Here is a 12,218-nt window from a genome sequence, read left to right on the forward strand (position 1 = left end):
AGGAAGGACGCTCTAGAGGTCGATCAGCCCGCGCATGGCGCTGACGCACTGGCCGGAAAGGCTGACCTTGCGAACGACACCACCCTGCTTTCGGACATGCGCGCCGATGAGGCTGCGGCGCCCCATCTCCACACCCTGCTCGATGATGATCTCGACATCGATATCCTGCTCCGGGACGAGCGAGACGAGATGGGCGGAAAGTGCTGCCGAGGCGCTGCCGGTTGCCGGGTCCTCGTTGACATTGTCGAGCGGCGCGAACATGCGCGCCCGGATCTGCCATGGCGCCTCTGCCGAGCGAGCGTAGAGGAACAGGCTGAAACTGTCTTCCTCGGGTTTGTAGCGCGCGTTGGCCGCCTGGAAGGCGGTGACATTGGGTTGGGCGGACGACAGCGTCGCGACATCCTTGATTTCGGCGACGGCGAAGGGCAGCCCGACGGAAAGCCGGGTCGGCGCATGCACGCGTCTGCTGACGGCTTCAGGCGCGAGCGACGCGCAGGCGGCGATGGTGTCGGCGTCGATTTCGGGGCCGACGGTCAGGCTGCGCGGTACGACGATGGTGGCGCCCACCACTACACCGCCTTCCCGCAGCAATGTGGCCTCGACAAGGCCGGCCTTTTCCTCGAACCGCAGGATTTCACCGGGCGCGCGGCCGAAGATTTCCTTTTGCCCGCCGAGCACGAAGGCCGTGCCGACATTGGGATGACCGGCAAAGGGAATTTCGGTCGTCGGCGTGAAGATCCGGACCTCGGCGGTGTTGGCCGGGTCGCGGGGCGGCAGCACGAAGGTCGCTTCCGAATAGCCGAACTCGGTCGCGATCGCCTGCATCTGACGATCGCTCAAGCCGCGAGCGTCGGACATGACAGCCAACTGGTTGCCGGCGAAGCGCTCGTCGGTGAAGACGTCGACGGTGACATAGGCAACGGATTTCGGCGCGGTGTCAGAGGTCATGGTCCTGGCTTTCGCTGGTTGGGCGCCGTTGGCGCTCATCGTGTCGGCTCTGAAGCCAAGGCTTAAGGCAGCCGACACACCGCACAAAGACGCGAACTTGTCCGGGTGACAAGTTCCCCGACGACGACGAAGCCGTCACCTCGCAGGCGCGCCAACCCTTTGGCAAAAAAAAAGGGGCCGGCGGACGGCCCCTTCTCATCCGGTAGACCTGGCTTAGGCAGCCTTCTCGAGTTCCTTCTTCCACGTACCCTTGGCGGCAAGGCTGCACATCTCGGCGCGATGCGAGAAGGCGCGCTGGCCGGCGCCGATGTTGTCGGCCTTGCCGTGCCAAGCATTGAGCGCCTCCTGCTGCAGCGCGCGGCCATAGGAGAAGGTGAGCTTCCAGGGCAGGTCGTGGCTGGCATTCATTGCCGAGAGGTGGGCGGTCGCTTCCTCGGTCGACTGGCCGCCCGAGAGGAAGGCGATGCCCGGTACCGCCGAAGGCACCGTGCGCTTCAGCACCCGGATGGTGCGCTCGGCCACTTCGGCGACGGAGGCATTGCGGGCCTTCTTGCCGTCGATCACCATGCTCGGTTTCAGGATCATGCCTTCGAGCTTGACGCGCATGGCCGCCAATTCTTCGAAGGTTGTCCGCAGCGTCCACTCGGTCACCTGTTCGGAGCGATCGATCGAGTGATCGCCCGGCGCGCCGTCCATCAGCACTTCCGGCTCGACGATCGGGACGATGCCGGCGTCCTGGCATAGGGCGGCGTAGCGGGCGAGCGCATGGGCATTGGCGCGAACCGCACCGGCGGTGGGCAGCGTATCGGAGATGGAGATCACGCCGCGCCACTTGGCAAAGCGTGCGCCGGCCTCGTGATATCTCGCCAGCCGCTGGGCAAGGCCGTCGAGGCCTTCGGTGATTGTCTCGGCCGGGAAGTTCGTCATCGGCTTGGCGCCCGCATCGACCTTGATGCCGGGGATCGAGCCGGCCGCCCGGATGATGTCGACGAGCTGGGTGCCGTCGACCGCATGCTGGAACAGGGTTTCTTCGTAGAGGATGACGCCGGAGATGTATTTGCGCATCGCCTTTTCGGCGCGCAGCAGCATCTCGCGGTAATCGCGCCTGGAGGTTTCGGTGGATTCGAGACCGATCGTATCGAAGCGCTTCTTGATCGTTGCCGTGGACTCGTCAGCGGCAAGCAGTCCGCGGCCATTGGCGACCATGGCGACGGCGATGTCTTCCAGTTTTTCCGTCATGCTTTTTCTCTCCCTAGACAGCGCCGATCATCAGGATCAGGCGAACACTGAAACAGTTGCAGGGCCGACGGTGCACGGGGCAACCGCCACGCTCCCAACAGGAGCGCGAGTAACAGGTGAAATTGTCCAGGAAAATGGCGGGAAAATCGACTGAAACGATTTAAAATTTTTTAATCGTTTGAATAAATGATGTTTTTTCTTGATGGCCGGCGCGTGAGAGTGCTTCCCACGCGCCGGTTGTATGACTTACTTCTGCTTCAGGATGTCGACGCCCGGAAGCGGCTTGCCTTCCATCCACTCCAGGAATGCGCCGCCGGCGGTCGAGACGTAGCTGAAATCGTCGGCGACTTCGGCATGGTTCAGCGCCGCGACGGTATCACCACCGCCGGCAACCGAGACCAGCGAGCCCTGACGGGTGCGGGCAGCCGCATGCTTGGCAACGGCAACGGTGGCCTTGTCGAAAGGCGCGATTTCGAAGGCGCCGAGCGGACCGTTCCAGACCAGCGTTTCGGCCTTGGAGATCCAGTCATTGACGGCCGCGATCGACTTCGGGCCGACGTCGAGAACCATGGCATCGGCGGGAATGGCGTTGATGTCGACGACTTCGTTGTCGGCGCCGGCCTTGAACTCACGGGCGATCACGCCGTCTTCCGGCAGCACGATGGCGCAGCCGGCCTTGTCGGCAGCGGCGATGATCGCCTTGGCGGTGTCGGCGAGGTCATGCTCGCACAGCGACTTGCCGACATTGATGCCCTTGGCAGCGATGAAGGTGTTGGCCATGCCGCCGCCGATAACGAGCGCATCGACCTTGGTCACGAGGTTCTGCAACAGGTCGATCTTGGTCGAGACCTTGGCGCCGCCGACGATGGCGACGACCGGGCGCTTCGGCTGGCCGAGACCCTTTTCGAGCGCTTCGAGTTCGGCCTGCATGGTGCGGCCGGCATAGGCCGGCAGGTGATGGGCAAGGCCTTCCGTCGAAGCATGGGCGCGGTGCGCTGCCGAGAAGGCGTCGTTGACGTAGATGTCGCCATTGGCGGCGAGCGCCTTGACGAATTCGGCCTCGTTCTTTTCCTCGCCCTTGTGGAAGCGGGTGTTTTCCAAGAGCAGCACGTCGCCGTCGCTCATTTCGGCGATCGCGTTCTTGGCCTTGTCGCCGATGCAGTCGGCGCCGAAATGAACGCGCTGGTCGAGCACGTCTTCGACGGCCGGAGCGATCGTCTTCAGCGACATGTCGGCGACCGGCTCACCCTTCGGACGGCCGAAATGGGCGAGCAGGATGACCTTGGCGCCCTTCTCGGACAATTCGCGGATGGTCGGCGCGACGCGCTCGATGCGGGTCGCGTCGGTGACCACGCCGTCCTTGACCGGCACGTTGAGATCGACGCGCACCAGAACGCGCTTGCCGGCGATGTCGGTCAGATCGTCGAGGGTCTTGAAAGTCATCAGATAGTCTCCGGTGATAGTCTTTGGAAAAGGGTGGGGTAGTCGATGACGAGGCCGTCCTCGTCTACGGGCAGTTCCGCGGCAAAACTGCGGTCCTCGGCCTCGTAGCGATAGAGCCTGAAATCATCGAGGCAGGTGTAGTGCTGGCCGTCCACAACAGGCTGAAACGTGTCGAACGGCACGTAGAGCATCTTCAGTCTGGCGGTGCCGGACTGGCTCACAAGGCCGAGGCGGCGGATCGGCAGCGTGTTGGTGAAGGGCGTTCCCGCGAGGTCGATATCGATACAGCCGTCGAATTCGGGGAGGGGCGTGCCGCGTGCCGTCGCCCATTCGCCCGGAACGTCCGAGCGCATATGCAGGCTGCGGCCATCGGTGGTGTCGACCATCAATTTGCGAACGTGCCAGCTGTCGTCGCAGTCGATCCGGTAGCGCGCGCCATAGGGCGTGCCGCCGCGGCTTCCGATCAGAACGCCGACGGCGCGGATGACCGCGCCGTCGGTGGTGTCGATTTTTGTCAGCGTCAGGTGTTCGAGCCCTTCCCCTTCCAGCGGACGCCAGCGGACCGTCGTTGAGGAGAGGGCGCGAAACATCTGTCTTAGATGAGCTTGGCGAACGCGACCGCCGTGTCGGCCATGCGGTTCGAGAAGCCCCACTCGTTGTCGTACCAGGTGAGGATACGCACGAAGTTGCCTTCGACGACCTTGGTCTGGTCGATCGCGAAGATCGAGGAGTGGCTGTCATGGTTGAAGTCGCGCGAAACGAGCGGCTCTTCCGTGTAGCCCAGAACCCCCTTGAGCGCGCCATTGGAGGCGGCCTTGATGGCGTTGGTGATTTCCTCGACCGAGGTGTTGCGCTTGGCGACGAACTTGAAGTCGACGACGGAGACGTTCGGGGTCGGGACGCGGATCGACGTGCCGTCGAGCTTGCCCTTCAGTTCCGGCAGAACCAGGCCAACGGCCTTGGCGGCACCGGTCGAGGTCGGGATCATCGACAGAGCGGCAGCGCGGGCGCGGTACAGATCCTTGTGCATCTGGTCGAGCGACGGCTGGTCGTTGGTGTAGGAGTGGATCGTGGTCATGAAGCCGTGGCTGATGCCGATGGTATCGTTCAGGACCTTGACGACCGGAACCAGGCAGTTCGTCGTGCAGGATGCGTTGGAGATGACCAGGTGGTCCTTGGTCAGCTGGTCGTGGTTGACGCCGTAGACGACCGTCAGGTCGGCGCCGTCGGCCGGAGCCGAGACGATGACGCGCTTGGCGCCGGCAGTCAGGTGGGCTGCAGCCTTGTCGCGGGCGGTGAAGATGCCGGTGCACTCCATCGCGATGTCGATACCGAGTTCCTTGTGCGGCAGCGTTGCCGGATCCTTGATCGCGGTCACCTTGATCGGCTTGCCGCCGTTGATGGTGATCGTGTCGCCTTCGACCTTGACCTCGGCCGGGAAACGACCGTGGATCGAGTCATAGCGCAGCAGGTGAGCGTTGGTCTCAACGGGGCCAAGGTCGTTGATCGCAACGACTTCGATGTCGGTGCGGCCGGATTCGACGATCGCGCGGAGCACGTTGCGGCCGATGCGGCCAAAACCGTTGATGGCGACTTTCACTGTCATGGGTCTCTCCCTGTCTGACTGACGTGGTACGAAAAAAAGCGGGGCGCACCTTTCGGCGCGCCCCGCAGATTGATCAGGCGAGCTTCGTTTCCGCGGCGGCGACCACCGCCTCGGGCGTGATGCCGAAGTGCTTGTAAAGCTCCTTGTAGGGGCCGGAAGCGCCGAAGCTCGACATGCCGATGAAGGTGCCATCGCTGCCGATGAAGTGATCCCAGCCCTGACGGATGCCGGCTTCGACGGCGATCTTGACCGGCGAGTTGCCGATGATCGCCTGCTGGTAGTCTTCGCTCTGCTCGGCGAAAAGCTCGAAGCAGGGAACGGAGACGACGCGGGTCGAGATGCCCTTGGCGGTCAGCGTCTGGCAGGCCTTGACGGCGATTTCGACTTCCGAGCCAGTGGCGAAGATCGTGACCTTGGCGTCGGCGGCCGAGATCAGGTCATAGGCGCCGCGGGCGCAGAGGTTTTCTTCCTCATACTCGGTGCGAACGGCCATCAGGTTCTGGCGGGTCAGCGCGATGCCGGACGGACGGTTGTGGCTTTCGAGCGCCAGCTGCCAGCACTCGGCCGTTTCCGTGGCGTCGGCCGGGCGGAACATCAGGAGGTTCGGAATGGCGCGCAGCGCTGCCATGTGCTCGACCGGCTGGTGCGTCGGGCCGTCTTCGCCAAGGCCGATGGAATCGTGTGTCAGCACGTGGATGACGCGGATGCCCATCAGAGCGGCAAGGCGGATCGACGGACGGCAATAGTCCGAGAAGATCAGGAAGCCGCCGGAATAGGGGATGACGCCGCCATGCAGCGCCATGCCGTTCATGGCAGCGGCCATGCCGTGCTCGCGAACGCCCCAATGGATGTAGCGGCCGGAGAAGTCGTCAGGGGTGATCGACTTGGTCTGGCTCGTCTTGGTGTTGTTCGAGCCGGTCAGGTCGGCCGAGCCGCCGATGGTTTCGGCCAGAACGCCGTTGATGACTTCGAGCGCGTCTTCGGAAGCCTTGCGGGTTGCCGGCGACGGCTTGGTTTCGGCGAGCTTCTTCTTGTAGTCGTCGATGGCGGAGGACAGACGGCCCTCGAGCTCGCCGGAGAAGCGGCGAACGAACTGGGCCTTCTTCTCGGCCTCGCTCTTTTCAAGACGGTCTTCCCACTCCTTGCGCGCCTTGGTCGAGCGCAGGCCGGCCAGACGCCAGGCGTCGAGCACGTCCGAGGGAACGACGAAAGCTTCGGCTTCCCAGCCGAGTGCCTTGCGGGTGGCGGCGATTTCCTCGGCGCCGAGCGGCGAGCCGTGGACCTTGTGGGTGCCGGCCTTGTTCGGGGCGCCGAAGCCGATCGTCGTCTTGCAGGCGATCATCGTCGGCTTGTCGGACTTCTGCGCCTGGTCGATCGCAGCGGCGATCGCGTCCGGATCATGGCCGTCGACGGCAATGGTGTTCCAGTTGGAGGCGCGGAAGCGGGCGTGCTGGTCGGTCGAGTCGGCGATCGAGATCGGGCCGTCGATCGAGATGTTGTTGTCGTCCCAGAAGACGACCAGCTTGTTGAGCTTCAGGTGGCCGGCGAGCGAAATCGCTTCCTGGCTGATGCCTTCCATGAGGCAGCCGTCACCGGCGAGCACGTAGGTATAGTGCTCCATCAGGTCGGAGCCGAATTCGTCGCGCAGCTTGCGCTCGGCGATCGCCATGCCGACGGCATTGGCAATGCCCTGGCCGAGCGGACCGGTGGTCGTCTCGATGCCGGCGGCGTGGCCGTATTCCGGGTGGCCGGCGGTGCGGGCGCCGAGCTGGCGGAAGTTCTTGATCTCGTCGATGGAGATGTCTTCGTAGCCCGTCAAATAGAGCAGCGAGTAGAGCAGCATCGAGCCGTGGCCGGCCGACAGCACGAAGCGGTCGCGGTTCGGCCAGGAGGGGTTCTTGGGGTCAAAGCTCAGATAGCGCGTGAAGAGGACTGTCGCTATGTCGGCTGCACCCATGGGCAGGCCAGGGTGGCCGGAATTTGCCTTCTCGACGGCATCCATGGAGAGGAAACGGATCGCATTTGCCATCCGGTCGTGTTTTTCGCGAGAGATCATGACTGTTCCGTTTGCGTTCGGTGGTCAGGGAACGGTCTCTATCCTCCAAAGACCGCGCAAGAAGCGGCTGACACATAGCAGGTGCGCCGTGCGAGTCAATAAATACGGGGCTTCCGCGGCCATTTGACGGCAGCTTGCTTCGGTCCCTGCCCGAGTGCTTGTTCCGCAATGCAATAAGCCTGCTGCACTGCCGTTGAAGAAAGCCGGCTACGCAATCCATCCACAGCTTCCGCTGTTGTTTGCTGTACTTGGCATTGTTGAGACTTACGTAATAGGTTTAAAAAAGATCGAGCCGAAGCGGCGGACGGGATTCGGGCGATTCGGCCTCATGGGCGAGGTATTCGGAACACATGCCGGCAAAGACTGTCAAAGCGGCGATCGACGAACTGCGAAACGCAGTGCAATCCCTGGAGAATGCGATCGACGGTCGGTTTGACAGGGAGCGGGACTTCAGCGAGTTCGAGGGCGAGGTGCGACGCGTCAACACCGACCGGTCGCGGCTGGCGCAGGAACTCGATCAGTCGCAGTTCCGGGCAAACCGGCTCGAGGAGGTCAACCGTGAGGTTTCCCGTCGCCTCGTGACGGCGATGGAAACCATTCGGGCGGTGCTCGACCGCTAGGAACAAGCGACATGGCGCAGGTGACAGTTTCGATCGATGGCAAGGCCTATCGCATGGCCTGCGAGGAAGGGCAGGAAGATCATCTGATCGAGCTTGCCACCAATTTCGATCAGTATGTCGGACACCTCAAGACCCAGTTTGGCGAGATCGGCGATCTGCGCCTGACCGTCATGGCCGGCATCATGGTCATGGACGAGCTCAGCGAGGTCAATCGCCGGCTGAAGAACCTCGAAGCCGAGGTCGGCAACCTGACCAACGGGCGCGACGCCGCGCTTTCGGATCAGCTGAAGAACGAGGAGGCGCTGGCCTCGGCACTCAGCGAAGTGACCCAGCAGATCCACGGTATCGCCGCCAAGCTGAACGGCCGCCCCACGACGCCGTCGAGCTGACAAGGTTTCGTCGGCGAGCCACTGGCGCGAAGCACCGAGACACTTTATATATCGAATGCGGTCTGCGCTCCCCGACAGGAACCACAATCCCCGGGGCCATACTCGATCCTAAGGGAGCTGTCCCTGTCCGGACCCGTGGGTTCGGACACATGGCGCCCACCTACTTTGTAGGCACCCGGGATCGTAAAATATCCATCGGTTGTGTGGATCGCACTTCTCCCTCTTTCCGTTGCTCATTCACTCCCCGGCAAAGGCCCGGCGGATGGCGTCGGCCATGGCCTCGACGATCCGGTCCTTGCCGTTTCCGGCCTTTGAAATCCGCAGCACGACATTCGAGTGATCGATCACGGTGTAGCCGTCATCGGCGGTCAGTTCGCGGCAGCCGGCCGGAATGCTGCTGCGGGCAAGCGGCGCGATGGCGAGGCCGGATACCACCGCCGCCATCAGGCCGCCGCTGGTGCGGCTGACATAGGCGACGCGGTTGTCGATGCGGCATTTCCTCAAGTTGCGCTGAGCGAGGTCGTCGCACCAACCGCCTTCGAGATAGGTATAGGTCGCGATCGGTACCGGGCGGCGCTCGTCGGTCCGGTGCTGCTCCGACGTCACCCAGACGGTCGGATCCATCATCAGCACTTCGTTTCTCGTCTTTCCGCCGGGCTCGAAGACGACGGCAAGGTCGATCTCGCCCGCTTCCAGCGCTGCGACATTGGTCATCGACGCGCCCTGCTGCACGGTCACTTCGACGCCCGGGTGGATGGCGGCGAAACTGCCAAGCGCCTTCGGCAAGGTCGAGTTGATGTATTCCTCCGGCAATCCGATCCGGACCGCGCCGTCGAGCGCGGGTTGGCGGAGCGCGGCGGCCGTGTCGTCGAGCAGGGTAACGATGCGCCTGGCATTATCGACGAGCCGCAGTCCCTGCGGCGTCAGCACCACACCGCGCGAATGGCGCTCGAACAGGGCGTCGCCGAGCACATCCTCGAGCTTCCTGATCTGCATGCTGACCGCCGACTGGGTGCGCCCGACGATGTCTGCGGCGCGCGTGACGCTGCTGGTATCGACAACCGCAAGAAAGGTTCTGAGCAGATCGCTATCGAGGGGAAGGGGCATGGCTTCAACCATCAGATTTTCTGATGACAGTCATGCTTGCAATTCGTTTGTCAGATGTCAATGCGAGGACGAAGATCGTCCCGTCAGATCATCTTGCGCCCGAGTCCTTGCCATGAGCGTGCTTGCCGTTCTCGCCTTTTCTGAAACGTTCGTTACCGCCCGACGCAGGGCAAGGCAATGGACTGTCGATTTGCTGTTTGTCGAGGCGCCCGTCGAGGTGCCGGCAGACAAGCCGTTGCTGCTGCGTGACGTCGGGATCTCGGCAGGCGACCCCGACCTTCGGCAGCGGGAGCGGATCTTGGGGCAGGCGGTCTATCGGTCGCACTGGATGCTCTAGCCCGTCCCCGCGCCAATCCTTACGAGATGAGATCGAGCCTTGCGGCACGAAAGACGGCTTCGGCCAGATTGCCGGCCTGCAGCTTGCGCATGGCGTCTTCCAGCGCGCGGTCGATCCGGTCGAGCGGAATGTCGGTTTCGCGCATCATGTCCTGGCGCGTGCGGCCGCGGGCTGCAAGCGTCAGGCAACGCAGTTCCAACGGTTCGAGTTCTTTCATCTGGTCCTTCATGGACGTCGGCTTTTCCACTGCTGCCTGCAGGAGCGCGTCCATACATCGAACACGGGCATTAGTTCCTGCTAATTATTTGAAATCGCGTCTTTATTTGCATGCGCTCGCCAATGCGCGAAAGCGGAACCGTCGTCCATGATGAACGGAACGCTAATGCTGTGCCGAACCGGGAAGGCGCTGGCAGTGCTGTCGCAAACCGCGGCAAAAGCGGCGATGCGGGTGAATGTGCACGGGCGACATCGGGTATATAGGCTGGTGATTGAGCCGGGAATCGGCGAGAAAGTGACGGGTTGTGCCATTTCGGGAGGAGAATTCGTCCGCGACGATGGCATGAGGCAGGAGAGGGCACGATGTCACCGAAAGACCTGAAGGCGGCGCTGCGCAACGAGCGGCTGGCATTGCGCGATGCGATGCCCGCGGAGATACGGATCGAGGCGAGCCTGACCATGGCCGACCATGCCGGCGACGTCATTGCGCTCGATCCGGGCCACATCGTTTCCGGCTTCTGGCCCATCCGCTCCGAGGTCGATATCCGGCCGCTGATGGCGCGGCTGAAGAGCCGTGGCGCCCGGCTCTGCCTGCCTGTGATCATGGACAAGAAGACGATCGTCTTTCGCGAACTGCTCGATGGCGTCGACATCATCTCAACCGGCTTCGGCACGACGGGCCCTGGCCCGGATGCTCCGGTGCTCGACCCGGATATCATGCTCGTGCCGCTTTCTGCCTTTGACGCGACCGGTCACCGGATCGGCTACGGTGCCGGTTATTACGACCGGGCCATCGACCGGTTGCGCAACAAGGGGCATCTGCCGAAACTGATCGGCATCGCGTTCGACTGCCAGGAGGTGGCTGCCGTGCCGGCCGAACCGCACGATGTGGCGCTGGATGCCGTTCTCACCGAGAGCGGATTCCGGCATTTCTAGGTCATTGACGAAGCCGAGCGACGGCCCGGCGCTTTGAAATCGCGCGGGCCGAGGCGGAAGATTGGTTCGCGATCCCACGCGGAATCGATCTTGGGCGTTTCCTGTCGGCCCAGGATCGTGTAGACGCTCTACCTCTTTGTTTTACGCAGGTCCGGCCGCCACAACCGCTGACGCGCTTCCGCCGGAACTGCCCTGGTGGGATTTGAGCGAGCATGAGGCTTCTGTTTCTGGGAGATATGGTGGGCAAGACGGGCCGCACGGCGGTCTGGGAGCGGCTTCCGGGACTGATCGGCGACCTCAAGCTCGATTTCGTCATCGTCAACGGCGAGAACGCCGCGGGCGGCTTCGGGATCACCGAAGACATCTTCCTCGAGACGATCAACGCCGGCGCCGACGTGGTGACCACCGGCAACCACGTCTGGGATCAGAAGGAAGCGGTGGTCTTCTGCGAGCGGCACGACCAGTTCCTGCGCCCGGCCAACTATCCGGCCGGCACGCCCGGCCGCGGATCCAACCTGTTCTTTGCCCGCAATGGCGCGCGCGTGCTGGTCGCCAACGTCATGGGCCGCGTCTTCATGCATCCCGAACTCGACGACCCCTTCAAATCGGCCGAGGCCATCCTCGATGCCTGCCCGCTCGGCGAGCAGGCGGATGCGATCGTGTTCGACTTCCATGCGGAGGCGACCAGCGAGAAGCAGTGCTTCGGCCATTTCGTCGACGGTCGCGCCAGCCTCGTCGTCGGAACGCATACGCACGTGCCGACTGCCGATCACCAGATCCTCAACGGCGGCACCGCTTATATGAGCGATGCCGGCATGTGTGGCGACTACGATTCCTCGCTCGGCATGGACAAGGAAGAGCCGCTCAACCGCTTCATCTCGAAGATGCCGAAGGGGCGCTTCGAGGCGGCCTCGGGTCCGGCCACCATCTGCGGTCTCGGGGTCGAGATCTCCGATCGCACCGGGCTCGCCGAGAAGATCGCGCCGCTGCGACTTGGGCCGAGACTGGCGGAAACGATCCCGGATTTCTGGTCTTAAGGCCAAGTCAGGCGGCATTCTGAACGCAGCGCGAAGCTGCGCGCGGGCACCTTTGGTTGTCCCGTATCGCCTTATTGGAATTGATTTTTTTCAAGGTGACAACCCCATCAAATGATGGCAGGTTATCGCGAAATCACGCCGGGCCGGGGCGTGATGTATTCGTGGGTTTTTGCAGAATGAATGGTGTGCGCAGTCCTGGATTGCGGGCATGTGCTGTTGTCGCTGCGCCACGGGCAATTGCTCGCTGCCCAGCGAATTTGACCTGACAGCGTTCGCGGGCCGAA

General features: G+C 63.1%; 13 protein-coding genes and 1 other RNA gene. 6 read left to right on the forward strand and 8 right to left on the reverse strand.

Going from position 1 to position 12,218, the window contains the following annotated elements; translation table 11 throughout:
• Positions 1-12: 12 nt before the first annotated feature.
• From ASD01_RS07755 to tkt, 6 genes are all read right to left on the reverse strand, one after another.
• Positions 13-948: a PhzF family phenazine biosynthesis protein gene (locus tag ASD01_RS07755; protein WP_034806149.1), complete on the reverse strand. Its 936-nt coding sequence runs from the start codon at positions 946-948 to the stop codon at positions 13-15.
• A 213-nt stretch (positions 949-1,161) separates the two neighbouring features.
• Positions 1,162-2,187 carry a class I fructose-bisphosphate aldolase gene (locus ASD01_RS07760; protein ID WP_034806152.1) on the reverse strand — a complete coding sequence of 342 codons (1,026 nt, stop codon included), beginning with the start codon at positions 2,185-2,187 and terminating at the stop codon, positions 1,162-1,164.
• A gap of 246 nt (positions 2,188-2,433) precedes the next feature.
• Positions 2,434-3,630, reverse strand: a complete 1,197-nt coding sequence (locus ASD01_RS07765; RefSeq protein WP_034806155.1) for a phosphoglycerate kinase — start codon at positions 3,628-3,630, stop codon at positions 2,434-2,436.
• A complete protein-coding gene (locus ASD01_RS07770; RefSeq protein ID WP_034806171.1) occupies positions 3,630-4,220 on the reverse strand; it encodes a putative glycolipid-binding domain-containing protein in 591 nt (196 codons plus the stop codon). The genes ASD01_RS07765 and ASD01_RS07770 overlap by 1 nt, the downstream gene beginning before the upstream one ends.
• Before the next feature lie 5 nt (positions 4,221-4,225).
• Positions 4,226-5,236: a type I glyceraldehyde-3-phosphate dehydrogenase gene (gene gap, locus ASD01_RS07775; protein ID WP_034806178.1), complete on the reverse strand. Its 1,011-nt coding sequence runs from the start codon at positions 5,234-5,236 to the stop codon at positions 4,226-4,228.
• Positions 5,237-5,309: 73 nt separating this feature from the next.
• On the reverse strand, positions 5,310-7,292 hold the full coding sequence (gene tkt, locus ASD01_RS07780; RefSeq protein ID WP_034806181.1) for a transketolase: 1,983 nt from the start codon (positions 7,290-7,292) through the stop codon (positions 5,310-5,312).
• A gap of 350 nt (positions 7,293-7,642) precedes the next feature.
• Here tkt and ASD01_RS07785 point away from each other — a divergent pair, with 350 nt between their 5' ends.
• The 3 genes from ASD01_RS07785 to ssrS all read left to right on the forward strand — a co-directional run bounded on the left by ASD01_RS07785 (position 7,643) and on the right by ssrS (position 8,515).
• Positions 7,643-7,912 (forward strand): DUF4164 domain-containing protein, encoded by a 270-nt coding sequence (locus tag ASD01_RS07785; protein WP_034806184.1) that lies wholly within the window; start codon positions 7,643-7,645, stop codon positions 7,910-7,912.
• Positions 7,913-7,923: 11 nt separating this feature from the next.
• On the forward strand, positions 7,924-8,301 hold the full coding sequence (locus ASD01_RS07790; protein WP_034806187.1) for a cell division protein ZapA: 378 nt from the start codon (positions 7,924-7,926) through the stop codon (positions 8,299-8,301).
• Positions 8,302-8,357: 56 nt separating this feature from the next.
• Positions 8,358-8,515, forward strand: a non-coding RNA gene (gene ssrS, locus ASD01_RS07795) — 6S RNA.
• Between the two features lie 23 nt (positions 8,516-8,538).
• Here the strand turns inward: ssrS and ASD01_RS07800 are convergent.
• The gene (locus ASD01_RS07800) at positions 8,539-9,420 is read right to left on the reverse strand and encodes a LysR family transcriptional regulator (RefSeq protein ID WP_234798711.1); all 882 of its coding nucleotides are present in this window, start codon (positions 9,418-9,420) and stop codon (positions 8,539-8,541) included.
• Positions 9,421-9,520: 100 nt separating this feature from the next.
• Between ASD01_RS07800 and ASD01_RS07805 the strand changes: the two genes are divergently transcribed.
• A complete protein-coding gene (locus tag ASD01_RS07805; RefSeq protein ID WP_034806191.1) occupies positions 9,521-9,745 on the forward strand; it encodes a hypothetical protein in 225 nt (74 codons plus the stop codon).
• Between the two features lie 19 nt (positions 9,746-9,764).
• On the opposite strand, the gene ASD01_RS07810 is transcribed toward ASD01_RS07805, so the two are convergent.
• Entirely contained in the window at positions 9,765-9,962 is a 198-nt protein-coding gene (locus ASD01_RS07810; RefSeq protein WP_234798710.1) for a helix-turn-helix domain-containing protein, read from the reverse strand.
• 362 nt (positions 9,963-10,324) lie between these two features.
• Between ASD01_RS07810 and ASD01_RS07815 the strand changes: the two genes are divergently transcribed.
• Complete coding sequence (locus ASD01_RS07815; protein ID WP_034806194.1) at positions 10,325-10,897, forward strand: 5-formyltetrahydrofolate cyclo-ligase; 573 nt, start codon at positions 10,325-10,327, stop codon at positions 10,895-10,897.
• Positions 10,898-11,109: 212 nt separating this feature from the next.
• On the forward strand, positions 11,110-11,934 hold the full coding sequence (locus ASD01_RS07820) for a TIGR00282 family metallophosphoesterase (RefSeq protein WP_034806196.1): 825 nt from the start codon (positions 11,110-11,112) through the stop codon (positions 11,932-11,934).
• Positions 11,935-12,218: the final 284 nt, after the last annotated feature.

The organism is Ensifer sp. Root423 (assembly GCF_001426275.1).
Taxonomy (GTDB): domain Bacteria; phylum Pseudomonadota; class Alphaproteobacteria; order Rhizobiales; family Rhizobiaceae; genus Ensifer; species Ensifer adhaerens.

Excerpts from the sequence above, each read along its gene's own strand:
- ASD01_RS07755 (WP_034806149.1), bottom strand. The coding sequence starts at position 948 with ATGACCTCTGACACCGCGCCGAAATCCGTTGCCTATGTCACCGTCGAC.
- ASD01_RS07760 (WP_034806152.1), bottom strand. The coding sequence starts at position 2,187 with ATGACGGAAAAACTGGAAGACATCGCCGTCGCCATGGTCGCCAATGGC.
- ASD01_RS07765 (WP_034806155.1), bottom strand. The coding sequence starts at position 3,630 with ATGACTTTCAAGACCCTCGACGATCTGACCGACATCGCCGGCAAGCGC.
- ASD01_RS07770 (WP_034806171.1), bottom strand. The coding sequence starts at position 4,220 with ATGTTTCGCGCCCTCTCCTCAACGACGGTCCGCTGGCGTCCGCTGGAA.
- gap (WP_034806178.1), bottom strand. The coding sequence starts at position 5,236 with ATGACAGTGAAAGTCGCCATCAACGGTTTTGGCCGCATCGGCCGCAAC.
- tkt (WP_034806181.1), bottom strand. The coding sequence starts at position 7,292 with ATGATCTCTCGCGAAAAACACGACCGGATGGCAAATGCGATCCGTTTC.
- ASD01_RS07785 (WP_034806184.1), top strand. The coding sequence starts at position 7,643 with ATGCCGGCAAAGACTGTCAAAGCGGCGATCGACGAACTGCGAAACGCA.
- ASD01_RS07790 (WP_034806187.1), top strand. The coding sequence starts at position 7,924 with ATGGCGCAGGTGACAGTTTCGATCGATGGCAAGGCCTATCGCATGGCC.
- ASD01_RS07800 (WP_234798711.1), bottom strand. The coding sequence starts at position 9,420 with ATGGTTGAAGCCATGCCCCTTCCCCTCGATAGCGATCTGCTCAGAACC.
- ASD01_RS07805 (WP_034806191.1), top strand. The coding sequence starts at position 9,521 with ATGAGCGTGCTTGCCGTTCTCGCCTTTTCTGAAACGTTCGTTACCGCC.
- ASD01_RS07810 (WP_234798710.1), bottom strand. The coding sequence starts at position 9,962 with ATGAAAGAACTCGAACCGTTGGAACTGCGTTGCCTGACGCTTGCAGCC.
- ASD01_RS07815 (WP_034806194.1), top strand. The coding sequence starts at position 10,325 with ATGTCACCGAAAGACCTGAAGGCGGCGCTGCGCAACGAGCGGCTGGCA.
- ASD01_RS07820 (WP_034806196.1), top strand. The coding sequence starts at position 11,110 with ATGAGGCTTCTGTTTCTGGGAGATATGGTGGGCAAGACGGGCCGCACG.